Source organism: Enterovibrio gelatinilyticus, from assembly GCF_028683095.1.
GTDB classification, from domain to species: Bacteria; Pseudomonadota; Gammaproteobacteria; order Enterobacterales; family Vibrionaceae; genus Enterovibrio; species Enterovibrio gelatinilyticus.
Window position 1 is genome coordinate 63,437 of record NZ_JAJUBC010000010.1, and the last position, 16,508, is coordinate 79,944.

Here is a 16,508-nt window from a genome sequence, read left to right on the forward strand (position 1 = left end):
GAGTCACCGCCGCAACGGCAGTATTAAAGTTCGTCTTGTTGATAGCGGATGGCATTAACATACCAGAGCTTAACGCCTTCAGGAGTTGGCACTGAGGCTTCGTCATCGACTTCTTTTTTTATCAATGCACGTGCCATGGGGCTATCAATGGAGATGTAGTCTTTTCGGCCATAGATTTCATCGGGGCCGACAATGCGGAAGGTGAGGGTGTCGCCGTTCTCGTTTTCAATATCGACCCATGCACCGAAGAACACCTTCCCGTCTTGTTGTGGGTTATAATCGATGACGCGCAATATTTCTAAGCGCTTGCGCAGGTACCGAACGCGACGATCGATTTCACGCAGTATCCGTTTGTTATACGTGTAATCCGCATTTTCTGAGCGATCGCCGAGGCTGGCCGCCCACGATACGATTTTGGTGATTTCTGGGCGTCGTTCTTTCCATAAGAAATCGAGCTCTTGTTTGAGCTTTTTGTAGCCTTCTCGGGTGACTAAATCGGTTTTTTTCATTGCTATGTCCGAGTATGTCGTTCGTTTTCGAGAAGAGTTATAACCGCTTTGGCGTCATGATTAAAGCCAACAAGCCCTGCAACGTTAAGCTATCCCGCGAAATGGTGGTCGGTGAGCAAGCTGGGACGGTTACAACTGGTAACAGTTTTTCTCCCCGAAGGGCTTCGCCTTGATGTTTCATAAACAGGTCAGACGATACAATCAAGTTCGTAAACACCTTCAAGAATAGAAAGAAAGGTAGGTCATGCAAGATAATCATAAAATCCTAGTGGTAGATGACGATATGCGTTTGCGCTCTTTGCTTGAGCGTTATTTGTCAGAGCAAGGTTTTCAGGTTCGTAGCGTGGCGAATGCCGAGCAGATGGACCGCTTACTTTCTCGAGAGAATTTCCACCTGATGGTGTTGGATTTGATGTTGCCGGGTGAAGATGGGTTATCCATTTGCCGCCGCCTTCGTCAGGCGAACAACACATTACCGATCCTGATGCTGACTGCAAAAGGTGATGAGATTGACCGCATTGTGGGACTGGAAGTGGGCGCGGATGATTATCTGCCAAAACCATTCAACCCGCGTGAATTGCTTGCTCGTATTCGTGCCGTATTGCGTCGTCAAGTCGTTGAAGCACCGGGCGCACCGTCTAGTGAAGAAAAAGTGGTTCAGTTTGGTCAGTTCCGTTTGAACCTCGGCACGCGTGAAATGTTCCGCAATGATCAGCCATTGACGCTCACCTCGGGTGAATTCGCCGTGCTAAAAGCACTGGTGACTAACGCGCGTGAACCAATGTCTCGCGATAAGCTGATGAACATGGCTCGTGGTCGTGAGTATTCCGCGATGGAACGCTCGATTGACGTGCAAATTTCACGACTTCGCCGCATGGTGGAAGAAGACCCAAGCAAGCCGCGCTACATTCAGACAGTTTGGGGCTTGGGCTACGTGTTCGTTCCGGACGGAGAAGCGTAAATAATGCGCTTTTCTCCACGTAGTAACTTTGCTCGTACACTCGTGGTAATGGCTGGCCTTCTTATCGCCAGCCAGATCTTCTCTTATCTCACTATCCTCAATTACGCCCTTCTGCCCAGCATTAAGCAGTTCAACAAAATCCTCGCCCATGAAATTCAGGTGATGCTGAATGAGGACATGACGCTGTCAGATGGCAAGGTTTATCACCTCGATGAAAATCTGCGCCGTCAATTGCTGGAAAAATTGGGTGTCACCATGCATGACGAAACTGAACTCGTCATGATGGAAGAGTTTGAGAATGCGGCGGCGATTGATTACCTCAGTACGGATATGTCGGAAAAGCTGAGTGCGCCGACGGAAGCGCGGATAAGCTTAGAGTCGAAGAACTATGTGCTTTGGCTAGATAGCACCGCGTTCCCTGGCTATATCATGCGTATTCCGCTTTCAGAGCTGCATCAAGATGATTTCCAACCCTTGTTCTTCTATTCCATGTTTATCGCCTTGTTGGTGATTGGTGGCGGTTGGGTGTTTATCAAGGTGCAAAACCGTCCGCTGGCTGCGTTGGAAAAAGCAGCTTTGGAAGTGGGGAACGGAAAGTTTCCGCCACCTTTGCCTGAGCGAGGCGCGTCAGATATTCGAGCAGTGACGAAATCGTTCAATCAGATGAGCGAAGGTATTCGTAAGCTGGAAGAAGACCGTGCCCTGCTAATGGCAGGCGTGAGTCATGATTTACGCACACCATTAACACGTATTCGCTTGGCGACAGAAATGATGTCTCCGGCGGACGAATATCTTGCCGACAGCATGATCAAAGACACGGAAGAGTGTAACGAGATCATCAACCAATTTATGGACTATCTGCGTTCAGTGCAGCTGCAAGATATGACCCCGATTGATTTGAACGCCTTGGTTGATGATGTCTCCGTGGCGGATGGTGCAACGGGTCATGATCTTGAAATGAGCAAAGGCGAGCTGGTGGGTAAGCTTGAAGCGAACGAAGTGGCTATTCGCCGCGCGGTGACCAACTTGGTGGTTAATGCCGTGCGCTATGGCGGAGGCTGGGTTCGCATTGCGACAGGCAGTAGTGCTGATCGTCGTCATCAATGGATCACCGTGGAAGACAATGGTCCGGGTATTGAACCTGATCAGGTGGAGATTGTGCTGCAGCCTTTCACTCGCGGTGATACAGCGCGTGGCAGTGAAGGTACTGGGCTTGGATTAGCAATCGTGAAACGCATTGTGGAGCAACACAATGGCACGTTGAAACTGATGCAGCGTTCGCAAGGCGGATTGCGTGCTCAGATTGTTTTGCCAGTCGCCAAAAATAAAGGTTCGCGCACGACAACGCGTTAATTTATAAATATATTTTCAATAATATCAAAACGCAGGGCGGTCACCGCTCTGCGTTTTTTTGTGGATATATTCCTGTTCCTATAGCAAATTTTTTGCATTTTTATCGTCTCATTTGTGAGTCATCTGCTACAACTGTAATAGAGTGCCAATACAGCAGGAAGAAAAATGCACATTGTCATCGACCCGCAGGATCCATCACCGAAGTTCCGTCAATTGATGACGCAGATTCAGCGTCAAATTGTGGCGGGGACCTTAAAGCCGGGGCAAAAACTGACGTCTGTCAGGAAGTTAGCTGCAGAGCTAAATATCAACCCAATGACCATTTCTCGTTGTTATCAGAACATGGAAGAGCTTGGCTGGCTTGAGCGTAAGCGCGGCGTGGGTATGTTGGTGGCGCGTGATGGACTGAATGCGCGTATGGAAGACCGATTTGGCTTTATTGAACCATCACTGAAAAATCTGATCGTCGATGCTCGCGAAGTTGGGTATAGCAAATCAGAAGTGATGGCGCTGGTGATGCAGTACTGGGAAGATGAGTGACCTGCTTTAGAGTAAGCTATGCGAGCGCTGATGGGGCTTCATCAACTCTCGCTGTCAGTTTGCCTGTGCCGTTTAGGCGTTGCTGTATTTGTCTTTGTTACCTAACCAACGCGTAATGATGGCTTTGGCGTTGTCAGGATAATTCTGGTGTAGATACAACGACAGTTTCTGCACTTCAGGGATCAGTTTCTGGTCGCGAACCAAATCCGCAATTTTAAACTCTGCTAAGCCTGTTTGCTTGGTGCCTAGAAGCTCTCCGGGGCCACGAATTTCCAAATCTCGTTGTGCGATGACAAATCCATCACTGCTCTCTCGTAATACGCCCAACCGTTTGGTCGCTGTTTTGGACAGGGGGGCGTGATAGAGCAATACACAATGACTCGCTACCGTGCCTCGTCCTACTCGTCCACGTAACTGGTGCAATTGCGCCAGCCCCAAACGTTCTGGGTTTTCGATAATCATCAAGCTGGCGTTCGGCACATCTACACCCACTTCAATCACGGTGGTGGCAACAAGCAGGTGAAGCTCGCCATCTTTAAAGGCCTTCATCACGGCTTGCTTTTCTGCCGCTTTCATTCGGCCATGTACCAATCCGATATTGAGATCGGGCAGGGCGCGAGATAAATCATCTGCTGTGTCGGCGGCGGCTTGCGCTTCCAACACTTCAGATTCATCAATCAAGGTACAGACCCAATAGGCCTGACGGCCTTCTTCTATACATGCAGCATGTACACGATTGACGATATCAATGCGTCGTGTATCGGGTACCGCAACGGTTTGAATGGGGGTTCGCCCTGGTGGCAGTTCATCGATAATGGAAGTGTCTAAATCTGCGTAGGCTGTCATGGCGAGTGTGCGTGGAATAGGCGTCGCCGTCATGATCAGTTGATGCGGGTGAATACCTTGTTTCATGCCCTTTTCACGCAGCTCGAGTCGCTGATGAACCCCAAAGCGGTGTTGTTCGTCGATGATAACCAACGCCAGTTGAGCGAACTCAACATGCTTTTGGAACAGTGCGTGTGTGCCGACTACCATCTTTGCTTCGCCGCTGGCAATCTTAGCGAGCTCCGCTTCTTTGGCTTTTCCAGTTAGCTTTCCGGCTAACCAGCCGACGGAAATCCCCAAGGGCTCAAGCCAGTTGGCAAAGTTAATGGCGTGCTGTTCAGCCAAAAGCTCAGTCGGCGCCATGAGCGCCACTTGGTAGCCTTGTTCTATAGCTTGCAGTGCCGCTAGTGCGGCAACCAAGGTTTTGCCGGACCCCACGTCGCCTTGCACTAAACGCATCATTGGCTTGGTCAGTCCCATATCACGTTCGATATCGGCGACAACACGAGACTGCGCACCTGTCGGAGAAAACGGTAACGACGCTAACAGTTTGGCGGCTAAATCCACCGACGGTGGCAGTGAAAACGTGGGGTCTTGTTGCAGCTTGCTGCGTACCGCCAGCATCGACAAATTCTGCGCCAATAACTCTTCGATGATCAGCCGCTTCTGTGCAGGGTGTTCGCCGTTTTCCAGCGCATCGACAGAAATGTCGGGGGTGGGGCGATGCAGGGTGAACAGTGCATCTTTCAGCGTGATTTGTCGGTCGTATAGCCCCTCAGGCAATAACTCTTGTACGGCGGCACCTTCGAGTAAGGCGAGTGCTTGATCGGTGAGGTTTCGCAGCGTTAACTGGCGAAGGCCTTCTGTGGTTGGGTACACAGGGGTTAGGGTTTCTTCTAGAGAAAGCTCTGTGGGTTCAGAAAATACCTTGTAGTCGGGATGAATAATCTCGAGCCCGCCCTGTCCGCGTTTGATCTCGCCATAGGCTTTGACGCGCTTGCCGGACTCCAAGCTGTTTTTCATTGCCGCGTTGAAGTTGAAGAAGCGCAAGGTGAGGGAGCCGTTACCGTCGGTGATTTTGACCGTCAACATGCGTCGGCGACCAAACGAGATATTGCTGTTCACTACCTCGCCTTCTACCGTGGCATGTTGCCCTGGCATTAGGCTCATAATAGGCCAGACACGAGTACGGTCTTCATAGCGATAAGGGAGATGAAACAGCAGATCCTGAACGGTAAACAAGCCGATTTTCTCGAGCTTTTCCGCCATTTTTCCACCCACACCAGTCAGCGCGGTGACGGGAACTGCATCTAACATTGAAGCGCGCATGGCGGTTTCATCTCTCCTGAATCGTGATTGTCACCCATCCATCTTGTCTAGCTTACCTAGGCGACATAGATGAGGTTCGTTGAGTTGGCTTTATTTGGCGGCCTGCATTTGTGCCCACCACGCGGTATCTGCCACTATCTGACCTTGGTCATCTAGCGCAGGATACGGCAGACCTTTGCGTTTGGCGACTCTTGCCAGTACGGGATGCCCGCGTTCGAAGATAATGCGGTCAACTTCGTCTTGCGGGATCAAGGTATGCGTACGCTGGTACATGCCTGCATTCTGCCGCTGACGCTGTGCTTCATACAAAATTAAGGCGCTGGCGACCGAGACATTGAGAGACTGTACCATACCAATCATGGGAATGATGATGTCTTGATCCGCCAATTCAAGGGCTTGCTGGCTGATCCCCGTTTTTTCCTGACCCATAACAATCGCGGTGGGTTTGGTGTAATCAATCTCACGAAAATCGACAGCAGTGTCAGACAGGTTGGTGACTAAGATCTGCATGCCTTTGGCTTTCATTGTCGCAAAAGCTTCAGGCGTGGTGTCATGTGTGACCACATCAACCCAGTTACGCGCACCCGCTGAAGTGCCGCCCAATGTGCGCATTTTACTGTTCTTTGGCCAAACGGCATGAACTTGATGAACGCCTACCGCATCGGCGGTGCGGATAATTGCTGAAATATTATTGGGTTTGTGGACTTCTTCCATACAGACCGTTAAATCGGGCTGTCGGGTAGCCAGCACGTCATGGATACGTGCAAAACGTTCTGGAGTCATTTTGTTCTCATCTATAAAAACGCCCGCGAATGGCGGGCGTTGTTGTTTGTTGCCTGAACATTGCTTGAACGGGCCTGCGCCACGCTGAGTACTAAATCAGTTCTTCTGACGGCTGACTTTGACCACGTTAGGCATGACACGTAAACGGCGCATGATATTGGCCAGATGCACACGGTTCTTGGTCGTGAGCTTCACGTAAATCGTATATAAACGGCCGTCACGCTCTTCCGTAGACAGTCCCTGAATGTTTGAACCTGTCGCGGCAATGGCGTTGGTCAAATCAGCAAGTGCACCTTGGTGGTTGTGCATATCAATACGCAAACCGGTCACGAAATCTTGGTCAATGTCTCCACCCCATTCGACAGACATGTATTTGTCTGGCTCTTGGCTATAACCGCGGATATTGGCACATTCTTCACGGTGGATAACCAACCCTTTACCCGGGCTGACGTGACCCACAATGTGGTCACCAGGGATTGGGCGACAGCAGTTCGCATAGGTAAGAAGAATGCCTTCTGCCCCGCGAATTGGCAGGCAACCGCCTTGTTCTTCTAAGCTGTCAGCATCACCCAGAAGGCGTTTGGCTATCACCACGCTCATCAACTCACCAGACCCGATATCGGCCAGCAAATCGTCTACGGTCTCGAGCTTAAGGTCGAGCAAGACTTTGTTGATGTTCTCTGGTTCCATGTCCTGAAGGTTAAAGTCTCCAAGGGCATGGTTGAGCAAGCGACGACCAAGGATCAAGGATTCTTCACGGCGCTTGGTTTTGAGCACTTGACGAATCTTGGTGCGGGCGCGAGAGGTCACGACATAGTTGAGCCATGCCGCATTCGGACGTGCGCCCGGCGCTGTGATGATCTCAATGGTTTGACCGTTCTTCAGTGGTTGACTCAGCGGGTAGGAGTTGCGATTTACGCGTGCACCCACACAGGAGTTACCGACATCCGTATGCACGCCATAGGCGAAGTCGACTGCCGTTGCACCAACAGGCAGTTCGACAATACGGCCTTTTGGCGTAAACACGAACAACTCATCAGGGAACAAGTCAGATTTCACGCTTTCGATAAATTCGAACGAGCTGCCTGCGCTTTGCTGAAGTTCAAGCAGGCTTTGCATCCAACGTTGGGCGCGAACTTGAGCGGTGGTTTCACCTTGAACGCGATCAGCACCGTCTTTGTAAGCCCAGTGTGCGGCAACACCTTTGTCTGCCATCTGATCCATGTCTTCAGTACGAATCTGCACTTCAATCGGCACGCCGTGTGGACCAATCATTGACGTATGCAAAGACTGATAGCCGTTTGCTTTTGGTACGGCAATGTAATCTTTCATGCGGCCCGGGCGAGGCTTATACAAATTGTGCATTTGGCCCAGCACGCGATAACAAGTATCTAGGTCGTCAACAATCACACGAAACGCGTATAAATCCATGATGGTGTGGAAGCGCTGCTCTTTGTTCTTCATCTTGTTGTAGATGGAGTACAAGTTCTTCTCGCGTCCTAACACTTTTGCATTCATGCCAGCATCGCTAAGGCGGCCTTCAATCTCTGCATGGATTTTCTGGATCATCTCTTTGCGGTTACCGCGCGCTTGAATAACCACTTCCTTCAACACGCGATAGCGGTTGGGGTATAGCGCTTCAAAGCCAAGCTCTTCCAGTTCCACTTTGATGTTGTGGATACCGAGGCGGTGGGCAAGTGGTGAGAATATTTCGAGGGTTTCGCGGGCTATGCGGCGACGTTTATCGGGGCGAAGTGCACCGAGTGTACGCATGTTGTGAGTGCGGTCGGCCAGTTTGATCAGAATAACGCGAATATCATGGGCCATTGCCATGATCATTTTGCGGAAGTTTTCCGCCTGCGCTTCTTTGCGGTCACGAAACTTCAGTTTGTCGAGTTTCGACACGCCATCAACCAAGTCGGCGACGGTATCACCAAATCGTTGCTGCAAGTCTTCCTTGGTTACGTCAGTGTCTTCGATCACGTCATGCAGCAAGGCTGCCATTAAGGTTTCGTGGTCGAGACGCATTTCCGCAAGGATACGAGCAACGGCTATTGGGTGAATAATGTAAGGTTCACCGCTGGAGCGGCTTTGCCCTTCGTGGGCATCACGCGCCACCAAATACGCTTGCCGGAGTGCCTCTAAGTGCGGCTCCGGCAAGTATTGTGCGGCGACTTCTTTCAGGCTATCGAAGAGATACAATCTGCCTGTTTCCCTGAAGTTAGATTAGCGGAGTGAGCCTGTGATGGTGCTTACAGCAGCCATTTCAGCCGCTTCTTGCTCTTGCTGCTCTTGGCGTTCACGAGTGTCTAGCACTTCTTTCGTGATCAGACCTTCTTCGATTTCACGAAGAGCGATAACGGTGTACTTATCGTTCTCTTCTTGAACCAGTGCATCTTTACCACCAGTTTGCATTTGGCGTGCGCGACGAGCTGCTACCAATACTAGATCGAAACGGTTGCCAATTTTTTCAACAGCGTCTTGAACGGTTACGCGTGCCATGAAGAACTCCAGTAAGTAATAAAATCAAAATGACCGAAAATTATACAAAAGCGTTGACTATTGTGCCAGCAATCTGTCGAGCATGTCGTGATATTTGCTGGCTTGCTTGTCTTGCTTCATGCGCTCGGCACGTAGAATGGCTTTAAGATCCATCAAAGCTAGGTCAAAATCGTCGTTCACTATAACGTAATCGTACTCGCTAAAGTGGGAGATTTCGGAACAGGCTTCTTCCATGCGCTTCGCGATGACCTCATCAGAATCCTGACCACGGGCATTCAAACGGCGTTCTAACTCTTCACGACTTGGTGGAAGAATAAAAATGCTTTGTGCCAACGGCATTTTTTCACGAATTTGCTGAGCACCTTGCCAGTCAATATCAAGAAAAATGTCGATGCCTTTTGCCAGCATTTCTTCGATCCAAATACGTGACGTACCGTAATAGTTACCGAATACTTCCGCATGTTCCAAAAACGCGTCTTGTTCGATCAGTGCTTTGAATTCGTCAACCGGCACGAAATGATAGTGAACACCGTCTTCTTCACCCGGACGAGTTGCTCGGGTGGTGTGAGAAACGGACACTTTTATGTCGTAACGAGGGTTGTCTTTCAACAGCGCCGAAATCAGGCTTGATTTTCCGGCACCACTTGGCGCTGAAACAATGTAAAGCGTACCTTGGCTCATGGTTTTGATCACTGTGAGGTTAAAGGGCGCGCAGAGTACCACGAACGCTCGATAAAAAAAATCCAGCGTTGGTGTTGTTTACTCTCTGCGATGGCCTTTGTCGCTATTTATAATAAGAGTAACACGCAAAAACACGTCTAGCGTAATTTAGGTGTATTACCCCATGCTCCCAACGACCGATACACTGCGATCATCGGGGATTTCATTGAATGACAACACGTACAACCCACGTGCGCAAACGCGTGCGTATCGAGCGAGTAATGGGCGCAGTTGTGGCATGACTAACAAGATAGGTGGATGTCCGTTGATCCGCATCGAATCTAGCACTTCTGGCAAGGTACGTTGCAGTTTATCAATCAATGTGGGTTCTAGGGCGAAGCCATCAAGTTGTACATGACCACTGGTTTGCGCCTGACTGAGTGCGCCCATCAGCATTTGTTCCAAATCGCCTGATAAGGTAACGGCAGCCACTTCGTGTGCCGTGCCCACTAATCCGCTGAGAATATTGCGGCGCAAGGCACAGCGAATATCGGCGGAAAGCAAAATTGGGTCTTTCGACAATTCAGAGGATTCGATCAGTGAGTTGGCGATCGTGACGATGTCATTCAGTGACACACCATCAACGGCTAATTGGCGAAACACACGCAATAATTGTTGCGGGGAGAGTTTTTGGCGCAAGTCATCAGCAAGGCGAGTGTTGAGTTGAGACAGGCGACTCATCACGCTCTCTACTTCGTCTGGGCCTAAAACATCTTCCACGTATTCATTGAACACTTTACTGATGTGCGTCGAAATGATGGTCGCGTGGTCAACCACGGTATAACCAAGGTTCACGGCTTTATCTTTATTGGCCGGTTTAATCCATACCGCTTCCATGTTGTAAGCGGGGTCACGAGTCAGAATGCCGTCGACATCCCCAAACACTTGCCCTGGATTAATGGCGAGCAAATGGTCCATTTCCAAATCAACTTTGATCACGTTGGCGTCACGCACCGCAATTTGATATTCGCTTGGCTCAAGACCCAAATCATCTCTGACATGGATTTGCGGGATCACAAACCCGCGCTTTTCAGACAGTGTTTTACGGATACCAGCAAGGCGGTTTAGCACTTCTGCGCCTTGGCGACGGTCGATAAGGCTAACCAGTCGGTAGCCCACCATCAGGCTCATCGCATGAACACGTGGAATGTCAGTGGCGTTGATTTCAAGGTTTTCTTGCAGGGCAGGGCTGCTGTCTACCAGCGCTTCTGCACGGGCGAGGTCTTCGGCAATCTGCGGGCTTTCCGCAGGAGATTGCATTCTCCAGCCCACAAACGCTAGCACAGCGGCAAAGCTTAAGAAGGCAAGATGTGGCATGCCGGGGATGAGACCCAGAACCAGCATCAAACCTGCTACCACAAAGATGACCACTGGCGAGGCCAGCATTTGGCGTGATATCTGGCCAGACAGATCGGAAGCATCGCTAACGCGGGTTACGATGATGGCAGCTGCTGTTGCGAGCAGCAATGACGGGATCTGGGCAACCAGACCATCACCAATGGTGAGCAATGCATAGGTCTTGAATGCTTCAGAGAAATCGAGGCCATTCGAGAACACGCCAATGGCGATACCACCAATGATGTTGATAAACAGAATCAACATACCGGCAATGGCGTCACCACGAACGAATTTTGACGCACCGTCCATCGAACCATAGAAATCGGCTTCAGTGGCGATAGTTTCACGGCGCGTTTTAGCTTCAAGGTGGTCGATAATGCCAGCGTTGAGGTCGGCATCGATAGCCATCTGCTTGCCTGGCATCGCATCCAAGGTAAAGCGGGCGCTTACCTCGGAAATACGTTCACCACCTTTGGTGACCACGACAAAGTTGATGATCATCAGAATGACAAACACCACCATACCGACCACATAGTTACCGCCGATAACAACGTCACCAAAGGCTTGGATAACCTTACCTGCGGCGTCGCCACCTTCGTGACCATGCAGCAAAACCACACGGGTAGAAGCAACGTTCAGTGCCAGTCGTAGCAAGGTCGCCACCAACAAGATCGTCGGGAATACCGAGAAATCGAGCGGCTTTTTGCTGTAGACCGCCACCAACATCACCATCAATGCCAGCACGATGTTGAAGGTAAACAGGATATCCAGCACAAACGGAGGGATCGGGAGCATGACCATTGCGAGAATGGTCATTAGCAGCAGGGGTACGCCCAGCTTTCCTTTCGCCAATAGTTGGCTGATGGTGGCAATTTTCGTTTTCATGATCACGGCTTATCGACGTAGTTCTTCAGGGACAACGACCGTTGGCAGAGCAGGCTGACTGGTTTGTCGACCTTGCTTATATTGATCCAACTGGAAGATGTAATTCAGTACATGGGCAACGGCGACATACAGTTGCGCCGGTACTTCTTGCCACTCGTTCGTGGAGTAGTACACCGCACGAGCAAGAGGGGGAACCTCTATCACTGGCAGTTCGTGTTGCTTAGCGATTTGACGAATCTGTAGCGCGGCTTCGTCTACGCCTTTGGCGACAACAAACGGGGCTTTGGCTTTTGATAAGTCATACTTTAACGCCACCGCATAATGCGTCGGGTTAGTAATAATGACGTCCGCTGTCGGCACGGTATTGGTCAAGGCACGTTGCGACATCTGGCGCTGCAGTTGACGAATCTTGGCCTTAATTTCTGGTCGACCTTCACTGTTTTTATGTTCTTCTTTTGTCTCTTGTTTGGTCATTTTGAGTTTGCGAATGTAATCCCAAGAGGAGTACGGCAACTCAAGAACAGCAATCAAGAGCAACGCAAGGCCATAAACAAACAACCCTGTCCAAAGTAGGTCAAGAAACGCAGGAATTGCGGCGCTGAGCGAAGTGCGTTGCAGCGCGATAATGTCCGTTAAATAGTGGTTGAGCAGGGCATAGAGTGCCCAGCTGATTAGCGCCACTTTCAGAATGCTTTTAATCAGTTCTACCAAGGAGTTTGCTGAGAAAATGCGCTTAACTCCCGCGATTGGGTCTAACTTTGACATTTTCGGCATGGCCGCTTTCGATGAGACGTTCCATCCTCCGCGCAAAAGGTTTGCGCCGACCGTGACCATTAAAATCAGGGCAAACATGGGCGCGATGGCCCACGTCGCGGCGAGCGCACTTTGCCATAAGTACTCTGTCATTTTTGCGGTCGAAAATACCGACTCTTTATCCAGTGCCAACGTCATTTGAGAAACGGTCACGATCATGTCATACATGGCGGAAGAGAAAGCATTCAACAGTAGTGCCGACGCGATGGTCATGAGCGCAGTGACCAGTTCCTTGGAGCGGGGTAAGTTTCCTTCCTCACGTGCTTTTCGGATTTTCTGTTCACTGGGTCGTTCTGTTTTGTCCTGTGAACTGCTGCTGTCGCTCATGGTTAGCCCTCCAGCCTTGTCATTAGCGTCAGGATTTCACCGCATAAACGGGCGAAGTTATCCGGAATGCCTGACAAGGTCAGGAACAAGCACATCAGGCCCAAAAGCATGGTCATCGGGAAACCCAATGCAAACACGTTGAGTTGAGGGGCGGCGCGGTTCATCACACCGAACGCAATGTTCACCAATAGCATTGCCACCACAGCAGGCAGTGACAATAGCAACGCAGCGCCAATCATCCAGTTGAACTGGGTGATCACTGTGTCCAATACATGTTGGCTTGGGAAGTCGCCTACCTGCCAGGTATTGAAACTCTGTACGACGATCTCGAGTGCAACAAGGTGCCCGTTAAGTGCCAGAAACAGCAACACAGCGTAAAGCTGATAGTACTTACCAATAGCTGCAATACTGACGCCGTTGATGGGGTCGTTCATCATTGCCATCCCCAGACCCATTTGTGTCGACAGGATTTGGCCTAAGGTCATAAATATCGAGAACAGCAATTCAATCAACAGGGCTAAGATGCCGCCGATCAGTATTTCTCTGCCAGCAATCAGTATTGCGTCGAGAGAAAGGGGATCGACTTCAGGCATAGGTGGCATCAGGGGAGCGGCAATGATGCAAATCATCATGGTCAAGCCAACGCGCACTTGCGCAGGCATGTTAGCGCCACCAAAGATAGGCACTAGCATCATGAAGGATCCAATGCGAATAAACGGCCACCAAATCTGGCCAAACCACGCCGTGACCTGAGCGGCAGTTAGCTCGAACATTGGCTATCCAATCAGGTGGGGAATGTCTTGGAACAGCCGCGCAAAAAGGTCGCCCATTTTACGCATCATCCAAGGGCCCGCAAAACCTAGCATGGCAAGAGTGACCAAAAGGCGAGGTAAGAAGCTAAGGGTTTGTTCGTTGATTTGTGTCGCGGCCTGAAAAATACTCACGACCAAGCCGACCAATAGACCCGGCAACACCAGCACACACACCATGCTGACAATCAGCAGTAAGGCATCGCCAAAAAAAGCGGCAATGAACTCTGTTCCCATCATCAGCCAAAACTCGCTGTTAGGGTGCCAACCAGCATGGTCCAGCCATCAACCATCACGAATACCATCAGCTTGAACGGCAGAGAGATGATCAGTGGAGACAGCATCATCATACCCATCGCCATCAAGACGCTGGAAACAACGATATCGATGATCAGAAAGGGCACAAACAGCATAAAACCAATCTGGAAAGCAGTTTTTAGCTCACTGAGCACAAACGCCGGCATCAACAGCAACAGCTCTATATCCTCATCAGGGTTATAGGCTGGCTCATTGGCAATGCGTAAAATTTGGTCGAGATCAGCTTCCCGTGTTTGTTGCAGCATGAAGGTTTTTAGTGGCACTTCCGCAATCGACAGCGCTTGTTGAAGCGTGACCTCACCGCTTTGATACGGCTGAACGGCGTTTTCATGAATGTCATTGATGACGGGGCGCATGATAAACAGCGTCAATGTCAGCGCGATACCAACCAGTACACGGTTGGGAGGACTTTGTTGCAAGCCAATCGCTTGGCGCAAAATGCCCAACACGATGATGATACGGGTGAAACTGGTTACCATCAAAAGCATGGCTGGCAAGAAGCTCAACATGGTCATCAGCAGGAAAATCTGCATCTTGACGCTGTATTCTTCCGTGCCATCTGGCCCAGTTATGCTGAGCACAGACAAATCCTGCCCGAAAACGGGCAGGCTGCAAAGGAAGAGCAATAGTGCCAGCAGAGGCTTGTGTCGCATTAGCCTGCGAGCCCCTTGAGCATGTCTTTTTCATCAACAACATTCACAAGGCGCAGGCCGTATTTGTTGTTAACAATAACGACTTCTGCATGGCCAAGTAGCGTGCCATTAACACGCACATCCATTGGTTCACCACTGAGCTTATCTAGCTCAATCACAGAACCGATGGAGATATTCATGAGATCGCCAACCATGAGCTCAGTGCTCGCTACTTCCAATGTCAGGTTGACAGGAATGTTGCGGATGAAGCCCATGTCGTTGCTGCTGCTTGCCACTGTCGGCAGAGTGTCAGCACCAAGTCCGCCCAGATCTAAGTCATTAAGATCGAGCGTTAAATCAGAATTTAAGTCAGTCATGATGCTCTATTACTGTTCGATGATATTTTGAATTTGCAGCACCAAGGTTGCGTTGTTTTCTGCAACCTTCGCGGTAAATAATGGGGTTTGCCCTGCACGAACCACCACTTCACTTGGCAACTCTACCGGTATCACGTCACCGACTTTTAGCGCCATGATGTCGCCAAGCGGTAATTGACGCTCGCAAAGCGTACTGTGAAGACGAATAGGCGCTTTTTTCAGCGTGGCATTGACGATACGTTGTAGCTCAGGGTCCGTAGCAACATCTTCACTTTTCGCTTGTTGGTCACGAAGAAAATCCAAGCCATTGGATGGAAGACTGATATCTACCCAACCTTTATGACCACCAACATTCATTGAAAAACGACACACCTGATAAAGCTGACCGGCTTGCGCTGATGAACTCAGTTGTAAGCTATTACGCGACTGCAATTGGCACTGCCATTGCGTCACTGTCTGCCAAGCGATGGAGTACTGATGCAGAATTTGGCTGAAGAAACGTTCTACCAAGCGAAGCTCAGTGTCACTGATTTCAGTTCGGCCTTTTGACAGCCCTTTGCCGCCAAAAAACAAATCAACCAAAAAGAACTGTAAGTCCCGTTCGATAGCCAATGTACCGCCTATGTTGTGCGGTGAAACATTAAACTCACGGTAAAGCGACTGCTTGCTCAGCGGTTGCAAATATTCCTGCAGTTTTATGGCTTCTTGTTGCAAAAATTGAAACTCCACAGGGCAACGCAGCGTGTGTTGAAACATCTGCTTTGCCAGTCGTTCAAATTGTTTGCACACATTGTCAATGATTGCCTGCACGGCCCCGACGCGATGTTCAGGGCTGGCTAGATCATAGGCCCTGACTTCGCCAAGTTCAGGTTCAGCGATGATTTTACTTCTCTTAGTCATAACCATTGGCAATAGATAAACCGCATTACGAACATCGTATTCGGTAAAAAACGTAGAGGCCGGATAGCACCGACAGTCTTTCGTAAAAGTGTGTTTTTTGTCATTGCGTCGATTATTCAATCACATAGAGCGAGAGCAATTAGTGGGGTTTTGCGACAGTAGTAAATCATATTAGACAAAAAGTGTCGGGAGACTACGGATTGAGCAGGGTTTTGTCAATCACAAGCAATTGACTATTTATTTGGCGATCTTTCATTTCATGATCCTAGTGCCATTACCAATTTCTATTAGAGGGAAAAACTCTCAATTTGTACTTGGGTGGATATAATTATCCCCCTTCCAGGCATGTCCAGATAAATGTGCGGTTTGGTGTTATTTTTTCAGAATGTGCGGATTAATTATCTGGATATTGTTAATTTTGACGTTTAAATGGCTGGTGTATTATTTTTGCGTGTCAGTAATCAAAAAATTGACAGTTGACTTGACGTCGAGATTGTTTTCTTATTCGCGCCTGAGGGTGTGGATGGAATTGTAGACACGCAGTTTTAAGACCCAAACAGGCCACTTTCTCGCCAAAAGAGCGAGTT

General features: G+C 49.7%; 16 protein-coding genes. 3 read left to right on the top strand and 13 right to left on the bottom strand.

The window, feature by feature from the left end; translation table 11 throughout:
* Positions 1-23 precede the first annotated feature (23 nt).
* A complete protein-coding gene (gene greB / locus LRP50_RS10345) occupies positions 24-509 on the bottom strand; it encodes a transcription elongation factor GreB (RefSeq protein ID WP_274164387.1) in 486 nt (161 codons plus the stop codon).
* Between the two features lie 244 nt (positions 510-753).
* Between greB and ompR the strand changes: the two genes are divergently transcribed.
* The 3 genes from ompR (at position 754) to LRP50_RS10360 (ending at position 3,363) form a co-directional block, all read left to right on the top strand.
* Entirely contained in the window at positions 754-1,470 is a 717-nt protein-coding gene (ompR, locus tag LRP50_RS10350) for an osmolarity response regulator transcription factor OmpR (protein ID WP_028025815.1), read from the top strand.
* Positions 1,471-1,473: 3 nt separating this feature from the next.
* On the top strand, positions 1,474-2,823 hold the full coding sequence (gene envZ, locus LRP50_RS10355; RefSeq protein ID WP_274164388.1) for a two-component system sensor histidine kinase EnvZ: 1,350 nt from the start codon (positions 1,474-1,476) through the stop codon (positions 2,821-2,823).
* A 165-nt stretch (positions 2,824-2,988) separates the two neighbouring features.
* Positions 2,989-3,363 (top strand): GntR family transcriptional regulator, encoded by a 375-nt coding sequence (locus LRP50_RS10360; RefSeq protein ID WP_274164389.1) that lies wholly within the window; start codon positions 2,989-2,991, stop codon positions 3,361-3,363.
* A gap of 72 nt (positions 3,364-3,435) precedes the next feature.
* Here LRP50_RS10360 and recG read toward each other — a convergent pair whose 3' ends face one another.
* From recG to LRP50_RS10420, 12 genes are all read right to left on the bottom strand, one after another.
* Positions 3,436-5,517: an ATP-dependent DNA helicase RecG gene (gene recG / locus LRP50_RS10365; RefSeq protein WP_274164390.1), complete on the bottom strand. Its 2,082-nt coding sequence runs from the start codon at positions 5,515-5,517 to the stop codon at positions 3,436-3,438.
* A 90-nt stretch (positions 5,518-5,607) separates the two neighbouring features.
* Positions 5,608-6,300, bottom strand: coding sequence for a tRNA (guanosine(18)-2'-O)-methyltransferase TrmH (gene trmH / locus LRP50_RS10370; RefSeq protein ID WP_274164391.1), 693 nt, complete (start codon positions 6,298-6,300; stop codon positions 5,608-5,610).
* 96 nt (positions 6,301-6,396) lie between these two features.
* Entirely contained in the window at positions 6,397-8,502 is a 2,106-nt protein-coding gene (spoT, locus tag LRP50_RS10375) for a bifunctional GTP diphosphokinase/guanosine-3',5'-bis pyrophosphate 3'-pyrophosphohydrolase (RefSeq protein WP_274164392.1), read from the bottom strand.
* 24 nt (positions 8,503-8,526) lie between these two features.
* Positions 8,527-8,802 carry a DNA-directed RNA polymerase subunit omega gene (rpoZ, locus tag LRP50_RS10380; protein WP_028025821.1) on the bottom strand — a complete coding sequence of 92 codons (276 nt, stop codon included), beginning with the start codon at positions 8,800-8,802 and terminating at the stop codon, positions 8,527-8,529.
* 57 nt (positions 8,803-8,859) lie between these two features.
* Positions 8,860-9,483, bottom strand: a complete 624-nt coding sequence (gmk, locus tag LRP50_RS10385; RefSeq protein ID WP_274164393.1) for a guanylate kinase — start codon at positions 9,481-9,483, stop codon at positions 8,860-8,862.
* A gap of 156 nt (positions 9,484-9,639) precedes the next feature.
* Complete coding sequence (gene flhA, locus LRP50_RS10390; protein WP_274164394.1) at positions 9,640-11,745, bottom strand: flagellar biosynthesis protein FlhA; 2,106 nt, start codon at positions 11,743-11,745, stop codon at positions 9,640-9,642.
* A 9-nt stretch (positions 11,746-11,754) separates the two neighbouring features.
* Entirely contained in the window at positions 11,755-12,885 is a 1,131-nt protein-coding gene (flhB, locus tag LRP50_RS10395) for a flagellar biosynthesis protein FlhB (RefSeq protein ID WP_274164395.1), read from the bottom strand.
* Between the two features lie 2 nt (positions 12,886-12,887).
* Positions 12,888-13,658, bottom strand: a complete 771-nt coding sequence (fliR, locus tag LRP50_RS10400) for a flagellar biosynthetic protein FliR (RefSeq protein ID WP_274164396.1) — start codon at positions 13,656-13,658, stop codon at positions 12,888-12,890.
* A 3-nt stretch (positions 13,659-13,661) separates the two neighbouring features.
* Positions 13,662-13,931: a flagellar biosynthesis protein FliQ gene (fliQ, locus tag LRP50_RS10405; RefSeq protein ID WP_274164493.1), complete on the bottom strand. Its 270-nt coding sequence runs from the start codon at positions 13,929-13,931 to the stop codon at positions 13,662-13,664.
* 2 nt (positions 13,932-13,933) lie between these two features.
* On the bottom strand, positions 13,934-14,665 hold the full coding sequence (fliP, locus tag LRP50_RS10410) for a flagellar type III secretion system pore protein FliP (protein ID WP_274164397.1): 732 nt from the start codon (positions 14,663-14,665) through the stop codon (positions 13,934-13,936).
* Complete coding sequence (fliN, locus tag LRP50_RS10415; RefSeq protein WP_274164398.1) at positions 14,665-15,021, bottom strand: flagellar motor switch protein FliN; 357 nt, start codon at positions 15,019-15,021, stop codon at positions 14,665-14,667. Before fliN ends, fliP begins: the two co-directional genes overlap by 1 nt.
* Before the next feature lie 9 nt (positions 15,022-15,030).
* Complete coding sequence (locus LRP50_RS10420) at positions 15,031-15,921, bottom strand: flagellar motor switch protein FliM (RefSeq protein ID WP_274164399.1); 891 nt, start codon at positions 15,919-15,921, stop codon at positions 15,031-15,033.
* Between the last annotated feature and the right edge of the window lie 587 nt (positions 15,922-16,508).